General features: G+C 68.2%; 16 protein-coding genes. 8 read left to right on the top strand and 8 right to left on the bottom strand.

Annotation, left to right across the window (positions count from 1 at the left end; all coding sequences use genetic code 11):
* Positions 1 to 131 precede the first annotated feature (131 nt).
* The 3 genes from AU193_RS09540 to rpmF form a co-directional block, all read right to left on the bottom strand.
* Positions 132 to 1,601 carry a HAMP domain-containing sensor histidine kinase gene (locus AU193_RS09540; protein WP_064422117.1) on the bottom strand — a complete coding sequence of 490 codons (1,470 nt, stop codon included), beginning with the start codon at positions 1,599 to 1,601 and terminating at the stop codon, positions 132 to 134.
* Positions 1,601 to 2,287 (bottom strand): response regulator transcription factor, encoded by a 687-nt coding sequence (locus tag AU193_RS09545; RefSeq protein WP_064422243.1) that lies wholly within the window; start codon positions 2,285 to 2,287, stop codon positions 1,601 to 1,603. The genes AU193_RS09540 and AU193_RS09545 overlap by 1 nt, the downstream gene beginning before the upstream one ends.
* A gap of 80 nt (positions 2,288 to 2,367) precedes the next feature.
* Entirely contained in the window at positions 2,368 to 2,541 is a 174-nt protein-coding gene (rpmF, locus tag AU193_RS09550; RefSeq protein ID WP_064350598.1) for a 50S ribosomal protein L32, read from the bottom strand.
* 196 nt (positions 2,542 to 2,737) lie between these two features.
* Between rpmF and AU193_RS09555 the strand changes: the two genes are divergently transcribed.
* The 8 genes from AU193_RS09555 (at position 2,738) to AU193_RS09590 (ending at position 12,548) form a co-directional block, all read left to right on the top strand.
* Positions 2,738 to 4,480, top strand: a complete 1,743-nt coding sequence (locus tag AU193_RS09555) for an acyclic terpene utilization AtuA family protein (RefSeq protein ID WP_256364333.1) — start codon at positions 2,738 to 2,740, stop codon at positions 4,478 to 4,480.
* On the top strand, positions 4,477 to 5,625 hold the full coding sequence (locus AU193_RS09560) for an acyl-CoA dehydrogenase family protein (protein WP_064422119.1): 1,149 nt from the start codon (positions 4,477 to 4,479) through the stop codon (positions 5,623 to 5,625). The genes AU193_RS09555 and AU193_RS09560 overlap by 4 nt, the downstream gene beginning before the upstream one ends.
* Positions 5,622 to 7,217 (top strand): acyl-CoA carboxylase subunit beta, encoded by a 1,596-nt coding sequence (locus AU193_RS09565; protein ID WP_064422120.1) that lies wholly within the window; start codon positions 5,622 to 5,624, stop codon positions 7,215 to 7,217. Before AU193_RS09560 ends, AU193_RS09565 begins: the two co-directional genes overlap by 4 nt.
* Before the next feature lie 17 nt (positions 7,218 to 7,234).
* Positions 7,235 to 9,172 carry a biotin carboxylase N-terminal domain-containing protein gene (locus tag AU193_RS09570; RefSeq protein WP_064422244.1) on the top strand — a complete coding sequence of 646 codons (1,938 nt, stop codon included), beginning with the start codon at positions 7,235 to 7,237 and terminating at the stop codon, positions 9,170 to 9,172.
* On the top strand, positions 9,154 to 10,329 hold the full coding sequence (locus tag AU193_RS09575) for an acyl-CoA dehydrogenase (RefSeq protein ID WP_172798262.1): 1,176 nt from the start codon (positions 9,154 to 9,156) through the stop codon (positions 10,327 to 10,329). The genes AU193_RS09570 and AU193_RS09575 overlap by 19 nt, the downstream gene beginning before the upstream one ends.
* A 13-nt stretch (positions 10,330 to 10,342) precedes the next feature.
* A complete protein-coding gene (locus AU193_RS09580; RefSeq protein ID WP_064422122.1) occupies positions 10,343 to 11,113 on the top strand; it encodes an enoyl-CoA hydratase family protein in 771 nt (256 codons plus the stop codon).
* On the top strand, positions 11,113 to 11,874 hold the full coding sequence (locus AU193_RS09585; protein WP_064422245.1) for an SDR family oxidoreductase: 762 nt from the start codon (positions 11,113 to 11,115) through the stop codon (positions 11,872 to 11,874). Before AU193_RS09580 ends, AU193_RS09585 begins: the two co-directional genes overlap by 1 nt.
* A 92-nt stretch (positions 11,875 to 11,966) precedes the next feature.
* On the top strand, positions 11,967 to 12,548 hold the full coding sequence (locus AU193_RS09590) for a DUF1707 domain-containing protein (protein WP_064422123.1): 582 nt from the start codon (positions 11,967 to 11,969) through the stop codon (positions 12,546 to 12,548).
* Between the two features lie 15 nt (positions 12,549 to 12,563).
* On the opposite strand, the gene AU193_RS09595 is transcribed toward AU193_RS09590, so the two are convergent.
* The 5 genes from AU193_RS09595 to purN form a co-directional block, all read right to left on the bottom strand.
* Positions 12,564 to 14,558, bottom strand: coding sequence for a VWA domain-containing protein (locus tag AU193_RS09595; RefSeq protein ID WP_064422124.1), 1,995 nt, complete (start codon positions 14,556 to 14,558; stop codon positions 12,564 to 12,566).
* Between the two features lie 95 nt (positions 14,559 to 14,653).
* On the bottom strand, positions 14,654 to 16,036 hold the full coding sequence (locus AU193_RS09600; RefSeq protein WP_064422246.1) for a sigma 54-interacting transcriptional regulator: 1,383 nt from the start codon (positions 16,034 to 16,036) through the stop codon (positions 14,654 to 14,656).
* Between the two features lie 106 nt (positions 16,037 to 16,142).
* The gene (locus AU193_RS09605) at positions 16,143 to 16,802 is read right to left on the bottom strand and encodes a hypothetical protein (protein ID WP_064422247.1); all 660 of its coding nucleotides are present in this window, start codon (positions 16,800 to 16,802) and stop codon (positions 16,143 to 16,145) included.
* A 51-nt stretch (positions 16,803 to 16,853) separates the two neighbouring features.
* Positions 16,854 to 18,419: a bifunctional phosphoribosylaminoimidazolecarboxamide formyltransferase/IMP cyclohydrolase gene (gene purH / locus AU193_RS09610; RefSeq protein ID WP_064422125.1), complete on the bottom strand. Its 1,566-nt coding sequence runs from the start codon at positions 18,417 to 18,419 to the stop codon at positions 16,854 to 16,856.
* Complete coding sequence (gene purN, locus AU193_RS09615) at positions 18,416 to 19,045, bottom strand: phosphoribosylglycinamide formyltransferase (protein WP_064422126.1); 630 nt, start codon at positions 19,043 to 19,045, stop codon at positions 18,416 to 18,418. The genes purH and purN overlap by 4 nt, the downstream gene beginning before the upstream one ends.
* Positions 19,046 to 19,047: the final 2 nt, after the last annotated feature.

The raw sequence follows: 19,047 nt of genomic DNA on the forward strand, positions 1-19,047 counted from the left end.
CAACGTCGGACTCGCGTCAACAGTGCCCCGTCGGGCTGAGAATCCACTTAGAGAACGTTCGGTTCCTACCCAAACTTCGTTCCCCCATTCCCGCCGGACTCAATCATCGTTGACACGCGCCCCGCGTGGGATCACTCGGCGGGGGCGTGTCGGGGCGCGACCCGCTCGCCAGCATCATCGTGCACCGGCCGCCCCGGCAGCACGACGTGCATTGACGTACCTGGTGGTTGGGCGCCCGGAACGGTGTCCTCGATTCGCAGCGAACCGCCGTGTTTGAGCACGACCTGCTTCACGATCGCCAATCCGAGGCCCGAGCCGGACATCGACCGGGCCGTCGTCGACCGGTAGAACCGCTCGAACACGAGCGGACGCTCCTGGAGCGGAATGCCGGGGCCGTAGTCGGAGACCACCAACTCGGCGTTCATCGGGTCGATCTGCCTCAGGCGGACGGTCACCAGGCCGCCCGGAGGACTCCACTTGGCGGCGTTGTCCAGCAGATTGAGCACGGCGCGCGCCAACCCGGCCTCGTCACCGTAGACCAGCCAGGGTGTCGTCGTCGCCTCGAACTGAATGTCGTTGCGGCGGCGGCGAACTCGCTCCAGCGACCGGTCCACGATCTCGGCCACGTCGACCGTCTCATGCACGGTGACACCCGCGTCGTCGCGCGTCAGGTCTACCAGATCACCGACCAGCGTGGACAATTCCTCGATCTGGGCGATCACGTCGGCACGCAGTTCGGCCATCTCGTCCTCCGGCAGCCGCGGCGCGCCCGGCGCCATCGACGCCATCAGCAGTTCGACGTTCGTACGCAACGACGTCAGCGGGGTCCGTAGCTCATGGCCGGCGTCGGTGACGAGCCGGGCCTGACGTTCGCGGGACTCCGCCAGCGCACGCAGCATCATGTTGAACGCCTCGGTGAGGCGGGCGAGTTCGTCGCTGCCGAACACCGGGATAGGCCGCAGGTCATCGGTGCGCGCCACGCGCTCGGCGGCCTGAGTCAACCGCGCCACAGGACGCAACCCCGCACGCGCGACCGCACCACCCGCGATCGCGGCCACCGCAACGCCGAGTCCACCGACGATGATCAGCACCGTGCTCAACCGCCGGAGCAGTGCATTGGTGGGAGCCATGCTCTTGGAGATCAACAGGGAGCTGTCGTTAGACAAGTGCATCGCGAGCACCCGCTGATGATCGGCGGTGCGCAACGACATGATCAGATCCCCTCGCAGGACGGCCTTTTCCGGATCGCCCAGCGGCAGCGTCTCTCCCTGCTGGTTGGCCGTGAAGATGGCCCGGCCCGGGATCACCAGCATCGCGTTGACATCCGAGTACGCGGTGCCCTCGATGGCCTTACTCGGATCGGCTTGCAGCGAGCCGCTTTCCATCAACAACCGGGCCCGGTTGCGCAGTTGGTTGTCGACGTCGTCGTACAACGCGCGCGACACCACCGCCCAGACGGCCACCGTGGTCAAGACCACGACCATCGCCACCATCGACATCGCCAGCAGCATCACGCGCCACCGCAGAGACACCGAACTGGTTCTCGACGGCGGTCGGGGCGATTCGGGTTGGGGCGCAGCCCCGTAACTCGGCGCGGACATCAGGGAGGCGTTTCGCGCAGCACATAACCCACCCCGCGCACGGTGTGGATCAGTCGCGGCTCTCCTTCGGCTTCGGTCTTGCGGCGCAGATACCCGACGTACACCTCGAGGGCGTTACCGGAGGTCGGGAAATCGAAGCCCCACACCTCTTCGAGGATGCGACTGCGGGTCAGCACCCGACGGGGGTTGGCGATCAGCATCTCGAGGAGCGCGAATTCGGTGCGCGTCAGGCTGATCTGGCGCTGACCCCTGGTGACCTCACGGGTGACGGGGTCAAGCGTCAGGTCGGAGAACGTCATCGCGGCCGACTCCGCACCGTCGTCGGGGGCCGTGCGGCGCAACAACGCTCGCATGCGGGCCAACAGCTCTTCGAGCGCGAACGGCTTCGGCAGGTAGTCGTCGGCTCCGGCATCGAGGCCGGCCACCCGCTCGGAGACCGAGTCGCGCGCCGTCAACACCAGGATCGGCAGATCGTCACCGGTGCTGCGGAGTTGACGGCACACCTCGAGGCCGTCCAGGCGCGGCATCATCACATCGAGCACCAGGGCATCCGGCCGATCGCTGGCGATTCGATCCAGCGCCTGGAGGCCGTCCTCGGCCAGTTCGACTGAGTAACCGTTGAACGAGAGCGACCGGCGCAGCGACTCGCGCACGGCGCGATCGTCGTCGACGACAAGTATGCGCACAGCCACAGTGTCAACCCCCTATCTGAGACTGACCTGAGAAGCGCGCCGGACCCGCTGCGGCCGGCGCACCCGACGCCGCGCTAGCGACGGTCGAGGTCGATCAGCCCGAGACGGGCGGCTTTGAGCAACCGGCGCGGCACCTTGTGCTGTTGACCGGCCACGTTGACGCCCACCAACTCCGTGCGCTTGGCCTTCCACTGCGCGCGCCGGCTCCGGGTGTTGGCGCGCGACATTCTGCGCTTGGGCACAGCCATGGTGGAGATCTCCTCTTGCGGGGGTAAGTCTGGCGCCGCGCGCACGGGTAGGCGCCGGCAAGTGTCCTTCAGGATAGCCAACGACCTGCGTAGCCTCCAAAACAGCGGAATACGATGGCCCGAACCTTGACGCGGTACCGCTGGTCATCGTTAACCTACCGGTTGGTTGATGGCGGCCGTGACGAAGGGAGCCCGCGTGACCTCTGCAGGTGGTCCGGTCCGTATCGGCAACTGCTCGGGGTTCTACGGCGACCGGCTCGCGGCCATGCGCGAAATGCTCACCGGTGGTGATCTCGACTACCTGACCGGCGACTATCTCGCCGAGCTGACGATGTTGATCCTGGCGCGCGACCGCGCGAAGTCGCCCGACCGCGGCTACGCCAAGACGTTTCTGACCCAGCTCGAAGAGTGCCTCGGCCTCGCGCGCGACCGGGGTGTGCGGATCGTCACCAACGCCGGAGGGCTCAACCCTGCGGGACTTGCCGGCGCGGTGCGCGCACTCGCCGACCGGTTGGGGTTGACGGTCAACGTCGCACACGTCGAGGGCGACGACCTGATCGCGCGTGCGGGCGAACTCGGGTTCGGCTCGGTTCTGGCGGCGAATGCCTACCTCGGCGCCTGGGGGATCGTCGACTGTCTCCAAGCGGGCGCCGACGTGGTGGTGACCGGACGTGTGACAGACGCGTCGGTGACGGTCGGGCCGGCCGCCGCGCACCACGGCTGGAGTCGCTCCGACTACGACCGGCTCGCCGGTGCGGTCGCGGCCGGCCATGTCATCGAATGCGGCGCCCAGGCCACCGGCGGCAACTACGCGTTCTTCGCCAGAGACTTCCCGGATCTGAGTGCCTTGATCCGGCCGGGGTTTCCGCTCGCCGAGATCCACTCGGACGGCTCGTCGGTCATCACCAAACACCCGGGCACCGGCGGCGCGGTCAGCGTCGACACCGTCACCGCGCAACTGCTGTACGAGATCGCCGGGGCGCGCTATGCCAATCCCGACGCGACGCTGCGCGTCGACAGCATCGAGCTGTCCGACGAAGGGCCGGATCGCGTGCGGATCTCCGGCGTACGCGGTGAGCCGCCGCCGCCGACGCTGAAGGTGTCGCTCAACGCCATCGGCGGCTTCCGCAACGAGATGGCGCTCGTCCTGACGGGACTCGACATCGAGGCAAAGGCGGAGTTGGTGCGGCGCCAACTCGAGGCGGCCATGACGGTCGAACCCGCCCAGCTCGAGTGGACCCTGGCACGTACCGACCACGACGACGCCGACACCGAAGAGGCAGCCAGCGCCCTGTTGCGCTGCGTGGTCCGTGACTCCGATCCGGAAAAGGTGGGTCGCCAGTTCTCCTCTGCGGCAGTCGAACTCGCGCTGTCCAGCTATCCCGGCTTCCACGCCACCAGCCCGCCGGGTCAGGGCCAGGTTTACGGCGTCTTCAAACCGGCCTTCGTCGCCGCCGCCGAGGTGCCCCACGTCGCCGTGCGTGCCGACGGTTCCCGAGTCGAGGTACCCCCCGCCGCGGAAACTCTGGACCTGGCGCCGGTGTCGCCGGTCGCCCTGCCCGAGCCGCTTGCATTCGGTGAGACCAGGCGCGCGCCGCTCGGCGTCATCGCCGGCGCCCGCAGCGGGGACAAGGGTGGCAGCGCGAACATCGGCGTTTGGGTGCGAACCGACGAGCAGTGGCGTTGGCTGTCGCACATGCTGACCATCGAGAAGTTGCGCGAACTCCTGCCCGAGACAACGGATCTACCGGTCTCGCGCTACCTACTGCCGAACCTCCGCGCGGTCAACTTCTTCATCGAAGACATTCTCGGTGAGGGCGTCGCCTACCAGGCCCGGTTCGATCCACAGGCGAAAGGTCTCGGCGAATGGCTGCGCAGCCGCCATGTCGACATCCCTGTCGAACTGTGTGGAGACATACCAAAGGAGTTGATGCCGTGAGCATGTGGCACACCCCCGAACGCGAACAACTCCGTAAGGCCGTGCGGACGTTCGCCGAGCGCGAGGTGCTTCCGCACGTCGACGAATGGGAACGCACCGGCGAGCTGCCGCGCGAGCTACACCTCAGGGCCGGCGCCGCCGGGCTGTTGGGCGCAGGATTCCCCGAGCCGGTCGGCGGTGGCGGCGGCGACGGCGTCGATGCGGTGGTGATCTGCGAGGAGATGCACTACGCCGGTGCCCCCGGCGGGGTGTTCGCCTCACTGTTCACCTCGGGCATCGCGGTGCCGCACATGATCGCCTCGGGCGACGAGCGATTGATCGACACATACGTGCGGCCGACCCTGCGCGGCGAGAAGATCGGCAGCCTCGCGATCACCGAACCCGGCGGCGGCTCCGACGTCGGGCACCTGACGACCAAGGCGCTCCGCGACGGAGACGATTACATCGTCAACGGCGCCAAGACCTACATCACGTCGGGCGTGCGCGCCGATTACGTCGTGACCGCGGTGCGCACCGGCGGACCGGGGGCGGCAGGAATCTCGTTGCTCGTGGTGGACAAGGGCACGCCTGGATTTCAGGTCACCCGCAAGCTCGACAAGATGGGCTGGCGCTCGTCGGACACCGCCGAACTCTCCTACACCGATGTGCGGGTGCCCGCGGCCAATCTGGTGGGTACCGAGAACTCCGGCTTCCTGCAGATCGCGGCGGCGTTCGTGTCCGAACGCGTCGGACTCGCCGCGCAGGCCTACGCCAGCGCGCAACGCTGCCTGGACCTCACCGTCGAGTGGTGCCGCAACCGGGAAACCTTTGGCCGGCCGTTGATCTCGCGACAGCAGGTACAGAACACGTTGGCCGAGATGGCGCGCCGCGTCGACGTCGCTCGGGTGTACACACGTCACGTCGTCGAACGACAGATCCATGGTGAGACCAACCTGATCGCCGAAGTGTGCTTCGCCAAGAACACCGCCGTCGAGGCCGGCGAGTGGGTGGCCAACCAGGCCGTCCAGTTGTTCGGCGGCATGGGCTACATGGCCGAGTCCGAGGTCGAACGCCAGTATCGCGACATGCGCATCCTCGGAATCGGCGGCGGCACAACCGAAATACTCACTTCCCTGGCCGCCAAGACGTTGGGATTCCAGTCGTGACCGCTCTGCGCTCCACGCTCGACGCCGCATCGCCCGCGTTCGGCGAGGCGAGTGCCGCGATGACCGCCAAACTCGCCGAACTCGAGGCCGAACACGCCAAGGCGCTGGCGGGCGGCGGTGCGAAGTACGTGCAACGCCACCACGACCGCGGCAAGCTGACCGCTCGCGAGCGCATCGAGTTGCTGATCGACCCCGACTCGCCGTTTCTCGAGTTGAGCCCGCTGGCGGCGTGGGGCAGCGACTTCACCGTCGGTGCCAGCGTGGTCACCGGCATCGGCGCGGTAGAGGGCGTCGAATGCCTGATCGTCGCCAACGACCCGACCGTCAAGGGCGGCACGAGCAACCCGTGGACGCTGAAGAAGATCCTGCGCGCCAACCAGATCGCGCTGCAGAACCGGCTCCCGCTGATCTCGCTGGTGGAATCGGGCGGTGCCGACCTGCCGACGCAGAAGGAGATCTTCATCCCCGGCGGGCAGATGTTCCGCGACCTGACCCGGTTGTCGGCGGCGGAAATCCCGACGATCGCGCTGGTGTTCGGCAACTCCACCGCCGGCGGCGCCTACATCCCGGGCATGTCCGACCACGTCGTGATGATCAAGGAACGGTCCAAGGTGTTCCTGGCCGGGCCGCCGCTGGTGAAGATGGCCACCGGCGAGGAGTCCGACGACGAGTCGCTCGGTGGCGCCGAGATGCATGCCCGCACCTCCGGTCTGGCCGACTACTTCGCGCTCGATGAGCCCGACGCCATCCGGATCGGTCGCCGCATCGTCGCGCGGTTGAACTGGTGCAAGCATGGTCCGACGCCCGCGCCAGTGGTCGAACCGCTCTTCGACGCCGAAGAACTGGTCGGCATCGTGCCCGCGGATCTGCGCATCCCGTTCGACCCGCGCGACGTGATCGCACGCGTCGTCGACGGCTCGGAGTTCGACGAATTCAAGCCGATGTACGGTTCGTCGCTGGTGACCGGCTGGGCAAGGCTGTACGGCTACCCCATCGGCATCCTGGCCAACGCTCGCGGCGTGCTGTTCAGCGAGGAGTCGCAGAAGGCCACCCAGTTCATCCAGTTGGCGAATCGCTCGAACACACCACTGTTGTTCCTGCACAACACGACCGGGTACATGGTCGGGCGCAAGTACGAGGAAGGCGGCATGATCAAGCACGGCTCGATGATGATCAACGCCGTCTCGAACTCGACCGTGCCCCACATCTCGCTGCTGATCGGCGCCTCCTATGGGGCGGGCCACTACGGGATGTGCGGCCGGGCGTATGACCCGCGATTCCTGTTCGCCTGGCCGAGCGCCAAGTCCGCGGTGATGGGCGGGACGCAGTTGGCGGGAGTGCTGTCGATCGTCAGCCGTGCCGCCGCCGAGGCCCGCGGGCAGGCCGTCGACGAGGACGCCGATGCCGCGCTGCGGGCAGCGGTCGAAGCGCAGATCGACGCCGAGTCTCTTCCGATGTTCCTGTCGGGCAGGCTTTACGACGACGGGGTCATCGATCCCCGCGATACCCGCACCGTTCTCGGAATGTGCCTGTCCGCCATCGCCAGTGGCCCGATCGAGGGGACGTCGAACTTCGGCGTCTTCCGGATGTGAGCGTCCCGATGTCAGCGATGATCACTCGAGTTCTGGTCGCCAACCGCGGAGAGATCGCCCGCCGGGTGTTCGCGACGTGCAGGAGGCTCGGCATCGGCACCGTGGCCGTCTACACCGACCCCGACAGGCACTCCCCCCACGTCGGCGAGGCCGACGCGCGGGTACGCCTGGACGGGCGCACCGGATACCTCGACGCCGATCAGCTGATCGCCGCGGCTGCGGCCGCAGGCGCCGACGCCGTCCATCCGGGATACGGGTTCTTGTCGGAGAACGCCGAATTCGCGACCGCGGTACACCAGGCGGGTCTGACGTGGATCGGACCGCCACCCGCCGCGGTCGCCGCGATGGGCAGCAAGATCGAGGCGAAGAAGTTGATGGCCGCCGCGGGCGTGCTCGTACTCGATGAGCTGGACCCCGACGGCGTGACCGCCGACCAACTGCCGGTGCTGATCAAGGCCTCGGCGGGCGGCGGCGGCCGCGGGATGCGCGTCGTACGCGAGCTGTCCGCGCTGCCGGGCCAAGTGGAAGCCGCGCGCCGGGAGGCGGCGTCGGCGTTCGGCGACCCGACCGTGTTCTGCGAGCGCTACCTGGCCAGCGGCCACCACGTCGAGGTTCAGGTGCTCGCCGACGAACACGGCACCGTCTGGGCGGTCGGCGAGCGGGAGTGCTCGATCCAGCGGCGCCACCAGAAGATCATCGAAGAGGCGCCCTCGCCGCTCGTCGAACGCACACCGGGCATGCGCGCCAAGCTCTTCGACGCCGCGCGGCTGGCCGCGACCGCAATCGGCTACACCGGAGCGGGCACCGTCGAGTTCATGGCGGACGGGTCCGGTGACTTCTACTTCCTCGAGATGAACACCCGGTTGCAGGTCGAACACCCCGTCACCGAGGAGACCACCGGCCTGGATCTGGTTGAGCTGCAACTGCTGATCGCCGACGGCGGCAGACTCGACGCCGAACCGCCGCCTTCGCGGGGCCACGCGATCGAGGCGCGGCTCTACGCCGAGGACCCGGCGAAGGATTGGCAGCCGCAGGCCGGGACCGTGCACCGCTTCGAGGTCCCCGCCAACGTGCGGGTGGATTCGGGAATCGTCGACGGGTCGGTGGTGTCGATCTTCTACGACCCGATGCTGGCCAAGGTGATCTCCCACGCACCCAACCGTCGGCAGGCGGCCACCGTACTCGCCGACGCGTTGTCCCGCAGCCACATTCACGGGGTGCGCACCAACCGCGATCTTCTGGTCAACGTGCTGCGGCATCCGGCGTTCCTCGACGGTGCCACCGATACCGCGTTCTTCGACACGCACGGCCTCGCGTCGTTGGCCGCACCGCTCGCCGACGACCGCACAATCGCGTTGTCGGCGGTGGCCGCCGCGCTCGCCGATGCGGCGCAGAACCGCAGCAGCGCCACGGCGTTCGCCGCCGCCCCCAGCGGTTGGCGCAATCTGGCGTCGGGCCACCAGAGCACGCGGTACGCCGACGCCTCGGGCGTCGAACACGACGTGCGTTACCGCTTCACCCGCTCGGGCCTGGAGTTGCCGGACCACGACGACGTCTCGCTCCTCTCGGCATCACCGACGCGGATCGTGTTGACGGTGGCGGGAGTGGACCGGCCCTTCGAGGTGGCACGTCACGGCCACGACGTGTTCGTCGACTCGCCATCGGGTCCGGTTCATCTCACCGTGAAACCGCGATTCGGGGACCCCGACGACGCCGTTGCACACGGCTCGCTGTTGGCGCCGATGCCCGGTTCGGTGCTGCGCGTCGGTGCCGCGGTCGGCGACACCGTCACCGCCGGTCAACCGCTGGTGTGGCTGGAAGCCATGAAGATGGAGCACACCGTCACCGCACCCAGCGACGGTGTGCTCGCCGAACTCAACGCCGAACCCGGCCAACAAGTCGACGTCGGCTTCGTCATCGCCCGAGTCGTCGCCCGATCCGAAGGAGAACAGTGAGCAGTTTCGTCGAGACCGAAGAACAGCAGGCGTTACGCAAGTCGGTCGCCGCGATGGCCGCGAACTTCGGCCAGGACTACTACCTCGAAAAGGCGCGCGCCGATCAGCACACCGACGAGTTGTGGTCGGAGGCAGGCAAACTCGGGTTCATCGGCGTGAACCTGCCCGAGGAGTACGGTGGCGGCGGCGCGGGCATGTATGAGCTGTCCATCGTGATGGAGGAGATGTCGGCGGCGGGATGCCCGCTGCTGCTGATGGTGGTCTCGCCCGCGATCAACGGCACCATCATCGCCAAATTCGGCACCGACGACCAGAAGAGGCGGTGGCTGCCGGGCATCGCCGACGGTTCGATCACCATGGCGTTCGCGATCACCGAACCCGACGCGGGCTCCAACAGCCACCGCATCACCACGACCGCGCGCCGCGACGGAGGCGACTGGATCCTGTCCGGGCAGAAGGTGTACATCTCCGGCGTCGACCAGGCGCAGGCGGTGCTCGTCGTCGGCCGCACCGAAGACCACAAGACCGGTAACCTCAAACCGGCGCTGTTCATCGTGCCCACCGACACAAAAGGGTTGAACGCGACCAAGATCGAGATGGAACTGGTCAGCCCGGAAAACCAGTTCCAGCTCTTCCTCGATGAGGTTCGGCTGCCCGCCGACGCCCTGGTCGGCTCCGAGGACGCCGCGATCGCGCAGCTGTTCGCCGGACTGAATCCTGAGCGCATCATGGGCGCCGCGAGCGCGGTCGGCATGGGCCGGTTCGCGATCAACAAGGCCGTCGACTACGTCAAGACACGTCAGGTGTGGAAGACACCGATCGGCGCCCACCAAGGGCTCTCACACCCGTTGGCGCAGAACCACATCGAGATCGAACTGGCGAAGCTGATGATGCAGAAGGCGGCGTCGCTCTACGACGCAGGAGACGACGTCGGCGCCGCCGAGGCCGCGAACATGGCCAAGTACGCCGCAGGCGAGGCGTCGGTGCGCGCGGTCGACCAGGCGGTGCAGTCGATGGGCGGCAACGGCCTCACCAAGGAGTACGGCATCGCCGCGGCGGTGACGGCCTCGAAGCTCGCTCGCATCGCGCCCGTCAGCAGGGAGATGATCCTCAACTTCGTTGCCCAGACCTCGCTCGGGCTGCCCCGGTCGTACTGATGGGCTGGTATCGATGAGCGCACTCGTCAAATTCGCGGTCGACGGGCCCGTTGCCCGGCTCACCCTCGACTCACCGGACAACCGCAATGCGTTGTCGACCGCGCTGGTCGAACAGTTGCACCAGGGCTTCACCGACGCCGTCGCCGATCCCGATGTGCGCGTCGTCGTGCTCGGGCATACCGGCCGAACCTTCTGCGCGGGAGCCGATCTGAGTGAGGCGGCGGGGCGCGAACCGAGCGACCTGGCCGTCGACCGCGCCCGTGAGATGACCCGGCTGCTGCGCCGCATCCTCGAGTTGCCGGTCCCGATGGTGGGCGCCATCGACGGGCATGTGCGCGCGGGCGGGCTCGGGCTGGTCGGCGCGTGCGACATCGTCGTGGCCGGCCCGCAGAGCACGTTCGCGCTGACCGAGGCCCGCATCGGCGTCGCGCCGTCGATCATCTCGCTCACCCTGCTTCCCAGGATGACCAGCCGCGCGGCGAGCCGCTATTTCGTCACCGGGGAGAAGTTCCTCGCCGCGGAGGCTGCCGAGATGGGGTTGATCACGATCGCCTCCGACGACGTCGACGCCGGCGTCGCCGAGCTGACCGCCGCGATCGCCAAGGCGTCGCCGCAGGGACTGGCGGCCTCGAAAGCGTTGGTCAGCGCGCCGATCCTGGAATCCTTCGATCACCACGCCGAAGAGCTCACCGCGCAGAGCGCCGAGTTGTTCGTCTCCGAGCAGGCCCGCGAAGGCATGCTCGCGTTCCTCGAGAAGCGCGAGCCGAGGTGGGCGGTGGGCTGATGTCACGTACGGTTCTCGTCACCGGGGCAACGGGCACGCTGGGCCGCCGCGTGGTTCCGGAGGCCATCGACGTCGGCCACGACGTACGGGCGTTGAGCCGCAAGAGCCATGTCGGGTACACCGGCGTGCACTGGGCCCAGGCCGATCTGCTGACGGGCACCGGCCTGGACGCGGCCGTCGACGGCATCGAGGTCGTGGTCAACTGCGCGACGCAACCGACCGGCGACAAGGACGTCACCGCGATGCGCAACCTCGTCGCATCGGCCCGCCGGTCCGGCGTCGCCCACATCGTGCACGTGTCGATCGTCGGCATCGACCGCATCCCGCTGCCGTACTACCGCACGAAGCTGCGCGCTGAACAGGTCCTCGAAGCGTCCGGCGTCGGCCACACGGTGCTGCGCGCGACGCAGTTCCACGACCTGATCCGCACGATCTTCTCGCTGCAGCGGTACTTCCCCGTGCTGGGGGCGTTTCGCGGGGTGCGGTTTCAGCCGATTCACACCGCCGACGTCGCGACACGGCTGGTGGAACTCGTCGACGCCGAACCGACCGGGCGGGCGCCGGACATCGGCGGTCCAGCGGTGCACACGCACACGGAGTTGGCACGCATGTATCTCCATGCAGTAGCGAGCCGGCGCCGAGTCGTTCCGGTTCCCGTGCCGGGACGAATCGGCAGCGAGCTGCGGGCGGGCGCGAACCTGGTTCCGGGCAACCCGGTGGGCACGGTCGGCTTCGCCGAATTCCTGGCGGCCAGACAATAGTTTGTCCGTCTAGATTCTTCGCCGTAGCGAGTCAGGGCACAGTTTGGCCTACTTGCTTGCATGTGCCACGGTTCGTCGTACGCTCGTAGCCGATGAGCAATCCAGCGTCGCGGAGCGGTTCGATGCGTGCTGCTGACACCGATCGAATTCAGGTGGCACAGCTGCTCACTGATGCCGCCGCCCAGGGCCGGCTTCAACTCAGCGAGTATGAGGACCGGCTGACCAAGGCCTATGCCGCGCAAACCTATGACGAGCTGGACCGGTTGTCGGCGGATCTGCCCGGCGCGATCACCCGGGGGCGCAGCGGCGGCCCGTGCCGGCCGGCGCCGTCGACGATGCTGCTGGCGATCATGAGCGGCTTCGAGCGCCGCGGCCGCTGGAATGTGCCCCGACGGATGACCACGTTCGCCCTGTTCGGTGGCGGGGTGGTGGACTTGCGGTATGCCGACTTCACCTCCCCGGAGGTGGAGATCCACGCGTACTCGATCTTCGGCGGCCAGACCATCCTGGTGCCGCCGGAGGTCAACGTCGATCTGCGTGGCGTCGGCGTGATGGGCACCTTCGACCGCTCCGTGGAGGGCGAGGGCTCGCCCGGCGCACCGTGCGTGTGCATCAGCGGCTTCTCCCTGTGGGGCCGCGTCGGGGTGAAGCGCAAGAAGCGCAAGGCCGCCTGAGCCTTCCGCCCGCGCTCAGCGGCGTCGGCGGGACCGCAGATAGTCGCCGACGACCGCGGCGCCCAGCCCGTCGAGGTCGGGCACCACCACGCGGCCCTGCACCCGCCGCGCCACCTGGTCGATGAACCGCGCCAGCCCCGGATCGTTGCCCAGCCGGAAGATCGTGACCTGCGCGCCGAGCGCGGCGACGTCGTCGAAGCCCTTGACCGTATGGGCGATGGTCCGCGGATGCGGCGGATAGTCAAAGAAGACTCCCGGCGGCTGAGCCGCCGACTCAGGTCCTGCACCGCGTCCATACCCCTCCAGGTGCGCCGTCGGTTCCCCGTCGGTGACGACGAGCACCACCGGCTGGGCATTGGAATGACGACGCAGATGCCGCCCGGCCAATGCCAGCGCATGATGAAGGTTGGTGCCCTGCTCGTACACGCCCTCCAGCCCGGTGAGCTCCGCGGCCGTCACGGTTCGGGCATAGCGCCCGAACGCGATGATCTGTAACGCGTCCGACCGGAACCGCGTGCTGACGAGATGGTTGAGCGCCAGCGCGGTGCGCTTCATCGGCAGCCACCGGTTCTCCATCACCATGGAGAACGAGGTGTCGACCAGCAACGCCACCGCCGCCTGGGTGCGCGTCTCGGTCTCGGAGATCTCGACGTCCTCGACCGTGATGCGAATCGGCCGCTCGGCCACCCCCGACCCGGCCTGACGCAGCACCGCGTTGGTGAGGGTGCGCGTCACGTTCCACGGTTCGGTGTCACCGAACGCCCACGGCCGGGTCGCGCCGGTCAGCTCACCCGCCGCACCCGCCCTGCGAGTGTCACGTTCACCGTGCCTACCCGAAAGCTGTTGTGCCACATCGCGCAGTGCGGTCTGGCCGAGCTGACGCATCGCCTTGGGCGACAGGCGCCACTGGCCGTCGGAGCCGCGGTCCAGGAACCCCTGGTCCATCAACGCGCGCTCCAGCTCAGCGAGCGTGCGCGCGTCGACGGCGGCGTCCTGGCCCAGCTGGCGGGCCAACATGTCGAGGTCGACGTCCTCCATCGTGGCGCCGGCATAACTCTGCGACAACGCCTCGGCCAACTGCTCCAGTTCGGCGATGTCGGCCATCGCCTGAGCGCCCTCGCCCATGCCGAGCGGGTTGTCTCCGGAGAACTCCGACGAACCGGACCAGTCCTCCCCGGGCCGTGCGGCCTGCAGATGGGCGTCGAGGCGGTTCAACGCGTTCATCAGCGACGGTGAGCCGAATGCCTGTTGCGCCAACGCATCCAGTTCGGCGCGCTGCTCGGCGCTCAGGCTGTTGCGGAAGCGCTGGGCGGCCGCTGCGCGTTGAGCCAGCGAGTCCAACAGTTCGTCGACGTTGCGCGGGTTCTCCGGGAAGAACTCGCCGTGCTTGTTCATGAAGTTGTCGAAGTCTTCTTGGGAGTCCTCGCCCCTGGCGTGTTTGTCCAGCAGCTCGTTGAGGTCGTCGAGCATCTCGTTGACCCGCTGCCGGTCCTCGTCGGTGGCGTTCTCCAGCGCCTGCTTCATGCCCGCGAACCGCTGATCGAGCATCTCGCGGCCGAGCAAGTCCTTGATCTGCTCGTACTTCTCGCGCCCCTCGGGGCTTCGCCACTGGTAGTCGGCCAGCTCCTGCACCGCCTTCGCGGGCGACGGCGGCAACGACTCGATGCGCATCTCGTTGAACCGGGCGTCGTCGTCGAGCGCGCGCGCCAGCTCCTTGCGCTCAGCCAGCACGGCCTCGTCGAGCAGCTTCTTGACCTCCGCCAGCGTGCCGTCGAGGTTGTTGCGCTGCAACAACTCCCGGCGACGACGGTTGGCTTCGGCCGCGAGCCTGTCGGCACCGCGCATGGTCTTGGTTCCGCGACGCAACATCTCCGAAAGCGCCCGCCGCGGTGAGCTGCCCTCCATCACGTCCTGACCGATCTGCTCGAGCGCCTCGCGCAGGTCGATCGGGGGCGCCAGCGGGTCGGGGCCGCCGGTGTATCGCGAATACCGCGAGACGTGTTTAGCCATGCCCACGCTCTCCAACTCGCGTCGAATGTGAATCCGACGACGCTTTGGGGCGATTTCCGTCGTCAGATTCACAATCCGTGCTGCGCCGCTTCCGTTCAGCCATAGGTCGTTTCGCCTTCGCCCGACACCTTGTCGATCCGCTTGGCCAGATACAGCGCCTCGAGCGCCAACTCGACCGCCGCGGCGCGTTGTCCGTCGGATTTCGCGTCGAGCCGCTTCTGGATCTCGGCGATCGCGGGCACTTCGGGAACGGCGGCCAGCACGTCGCGCGCCGAGACCCGCTCACCGGTGGTGACGGCCGAGCCGTTCTCGATCGCGACCACCAGCGGTCCGACGTCGATGCCGCCGAGCAGCCGCTGCGCGGTGTCCGCAGTGGCCCGCCGCAGCAGATGCTCGAGCACGGCCTGCTCGCGACCCTCCTCGCCGGACTCGAACTCGAGCTTGCCGCGCAGCACGTCGATCACCGTGCCCAGGTCGACCACCCGGGCCACCGGCTCCTGTTCGCCGAGCACCGCCGCCCGGTGGCGCGCGGCTGCGGCGACGGTCTCGGCGGCGGCGATCGCGAAGCGCGCCGAAACCCCCGAGCGCTGGTCGATCGACCGCGACTCGCGCAGATAGCGGGCGAATCGTGCCAGCACCTGGATCAGGTACTCGGGCACCTCGGCGGACAGGTGCGCCTCCTGTGTGATGACTCCGACTTCCGCGTCGAGTTCCAACGGGTAGTGCGTGCGGATCTCGGCGCCGAACCGGTCCTTGAGCGGGGTGATGATCCGGCCGCGGTTGGTGTAGTCCTCCGGGTTGGCGCTGGCGACCACGAGGACGTCGAGCGGCAACCGCAACGTGTATCCGCGGACCTGGATATCGCGCTCCTCCATCACGTTGAGCATCGACACCTGGATGCGCTCGGCGAGGTCGGGCAGCTCGTTGATCGCGACGATGCCCCGATGCGCCCTCGGGATCAAGCCGTAGGCGATGGTCTCCGGATCGCCGAGGCTGCGGCCCTCGGCCACCTTGATCGGGTCGATGTCGCCGACCAGGTCGGCCACGCTGGTGTCGGGGGTGGCCAGCTTCTCGGTGTAACGCTCGCTGCGGTGCCGCCACGCGATCGGCAGGTCGTCGCCCGAATCGGCCGTGCGCCGGATCGACTCGGGGGTGATCGGGTCATACGGGTGCTCGCCCAACTCCGAACCGGCGATCACCGGGGTCCACTCGTCGAGCAGACCCGCCAGCGCGCGCAGCAACCGCGTCTTGCCCTGCCCACGTTCGCCCAGCAGCACCACGTCGTGGCCGGCGATCAGCGCCCGCTCCAGTTGCGGAATGACGGTGTCCTCGAAGCCGAGGATCCCCGGCCACGCGTCACGTCCGTCCGCCAGAGCGGCCAGCAGGTTCTCCCGGATTTCTTGCTTGACGCCCCGCTGGCGATGGCCCGAGGCCCTCAGCTCGCCGACGGTGCGGGGTAGATCTTGGGGTTGAGTCACCACTCCACGCTACGACTTGTCCCGCGAGAGTGCGGGTTTGCCGTGAACACGCCGCGATTCCGTCAGATTTCCTGCACGCTCGCGACGCTCGAGCGTGCGCGTCGGCTCAACCATCCGAGGGCGGCAGCAGTTGGAACCCGTCGAGGATCGTCTCGCTGTCCCGCTGATATGTCGGGTCCTCGGGGTCCAGGGTCTGGGCGGTCACGCTGATCGCGAAAGTCTGGCCCTCGGTGCGCAGTACTGCGCCCAGCGCGACGGCCGGATGCGCCGCGACGCTACCCATCGCGGGCATCTGGTAGTCGAACGTCCTGGCGGGCGCCCCGCACAGCGTGCGCTCGGTCTCGCGAACGTCCGTGGCGCCGATACCCGACTCGAGCGCGTCGCGCATGTTGGCGAAGACCACGTCGGCATCCTGCATGCCCGGCGCGCTCTCGAGCGTCACCACGACGTTGGGCGTGAACCCCTGCGTGGTCAGCTCGTCGTTGCGCATGGCGAAGCGGATCAGTTCCGAATCCATCATCGTGGTCCGCACCCATCCCGGCGGCGTCGGGATCTTCAGCACCGGCTCGTTGTCGTTCTTCGCCGGAATCGTCGTCAAGGGCTCGTCGACGACCTCGCACCGCGATGCGTCGAGCTCACCGGAATCGGCCGACGTCGACAGGTCGGCACCGGCGACAGCGCGCGCGTCGTCGACGGTCCGGGTGCACGCGACCATCGGAACCGTTGCCAGCAGGAGGACGGCGGCAGCACGCCACGCAGTGACCATGGTGTGCAACATATCCGCCTCCCGCCGGGTTCGGCGGGCTTCAACCAGACATCAGTGCGCGAAGTGACGCGCACCGGTGAGGTAGAGCGAGATGCCCGCTCTGGCAGCGGCTTCGGTGACCTGCTCGTCGCGTACCGAACCGCCCGGGTGGACGATGGCCTTGACTCCGCCTTCGGTCAGCACCTCGAGCCCGTCGGGGAACGGGAAGAACGCGTCCGAGGCGGCCACCGCACCGCGGACCCGGTCACCCGCGCGCTGGACCGCCAGCCGGGCCGCGTCGACGCGATTCACCTGGCCCATACCGACGCCGACGGTGGCGCCGCCCGCAGCGACGACGATCGCGTTCGACTTGACCGCCCGGCACACCCGCCACGCGAACTTCAGGTCCGCCAATGTCGCCGGATCGGCGGGTTCGCCGGTGGCCAGCGTCCAATTGAGCGGGTCGTCACCGGCAGCGGTGAACTCGTCGCGCTGCTGCACCAGCAGGCCGCCGCCGATCTGGCGGAACTCGCTGCGCCCTGGCTGCGGTTCGGACGCCAACAACACCCGGATGTTCTTCTTACGGGTGAGCACGTCCACCGCGCCGGCTTCATAGGCGGGCGCGATGATGACCTCGGTGAAGATGTCGGCGACGGTCTCGGCCATCTCGACCGACACCGCGGTGTTGGCCGCTATCACACCGCCGAACGCGGACAGCGGATCGCACTCGTGAGCTTTCCGGTGTGCATCGGCCACCGACTGCGATGAGATCGCGATACCGCACGGGTTGGCGTGCTTGATGATCGCCACACAGATCTCGGGGTGGTCGAAGGCGGCGCGCCACGCGGCGTCGGCGTCGGTGTAGTTGTTGTAGGACATCTCCTTGCCGTGCAACTGCTCGGCCTGGGCCAAACCCGGCCATGCGGCGTCGTCGCGGTAGAGCGCGGCCTGCTGATGGGGGTTCTCGCCGTAGCGCAGCACGGCGCTGCGCCGCCACGTGGCGCCGACCCATTCGGGCAGCGGGCTTCGCGACTGCTCGGGCGCCAGCACCGAGCCCATCCAGGACGCGACCGCCACGTCGTACTCCGCTGTGTGGCGAAATGCCAACGACGCCAGCCTCTTTCGCTCGTCGAGGCTGAAACCGCCCGCCCGGACGGCGGCGAGCACACCGTCGTAGCCCAGCGGGTCGACGACCACCGCGACGCTGGGGTGGTTCTTTGCTGCGGCCCGGACCATCGACGGACCGCCGATGTCGATCTGCTCGACGCATTCGTCGATGCTCGCGCCGGAGTCGACGGTCTCGGAGAAGGGGTACAGGTTGACCACGACGAGTTCGAAGGCCCCGATGCCGAGTTCGCCCAGGGCCTTGACATGTTCTGGCTTGCGCTGATCGGCGAGCAGTCCGGCGTGCACGTGCGGGTGCAGCGTCTTGACCCGACCGTCAAGCACCTCGGGGAAGCCGGTGACCTCTTCCACCGGTGTCACTGGAACACCAGCCGCGCCAATGGTTTTCGCGGTCGATCCGGTGGAGACGATGCCGACGCCCGCCTCGTGCAGCCCGCGAGCCAGCTCGGCGAGGCCGGTCTTGTCGTAGACGCTGATCAGCGCCCGCCGAATCGGCCGCTTGCCCTCGGTCATCCCAGTGTTGCCTTTCGTCCGGTCCAGGTCACACCGCGGACAGCCACCGCGGCCAATACGTCAGCCAGAAGCCGCCGTTCGACGACTTTGATCCGTTCGTGCAGGGTCGCCTCGTCGTCGTCCTCGAGGATCGGCACCGCCTCCTGCGCCAGAACCGGCCCCGTGTCGGTTCCCGCGTCGACCAGATGCACGCTGCATCCGGTCACCTTGACGCCATATGCGAGCGCATCGGCCACCGCATGGGCACCGGGGAAGGCCGGCAGCAGCGCCGGATGCGTGTTGATGATGTGGCCCATGAATCGCGAGAGGAAATGTGGCCCAAGGATTTTCATGAAACCAGCGGAGACGATCAGGTCGGGCTCGTACGCAGCGGTGGCCTCGGTGATCGCGACGTCCCACGCCTCGCGGTCCGGATAGTCGCGCAGGCGCACGGTGTAGGCAGGAATCGAGGCGGCCGCGGCGATGTCGACGGCGGGGCAGTCGCGGTCCACCCCGACGGCGACGATCGATGCGGGGTATTCGCCCGCGGTGGCCTCCAGCAGCGACCGCAGCAGCGACCCGGTCCCCGACGCCAGCACGACGACCCGTGCAGGAACCTTCGGCGGTACGCGGAGGGGTTGCTGCACGC

Source organism: Mycobacterium sp. GA-1285 (assembly GCF_001499905.1).
Taxonomy (GTDB): Bacteria; Actinomycetota; Actinomycetes; order Mycobacteriales; family Mycobacteriaceae; genus Mycobacterium.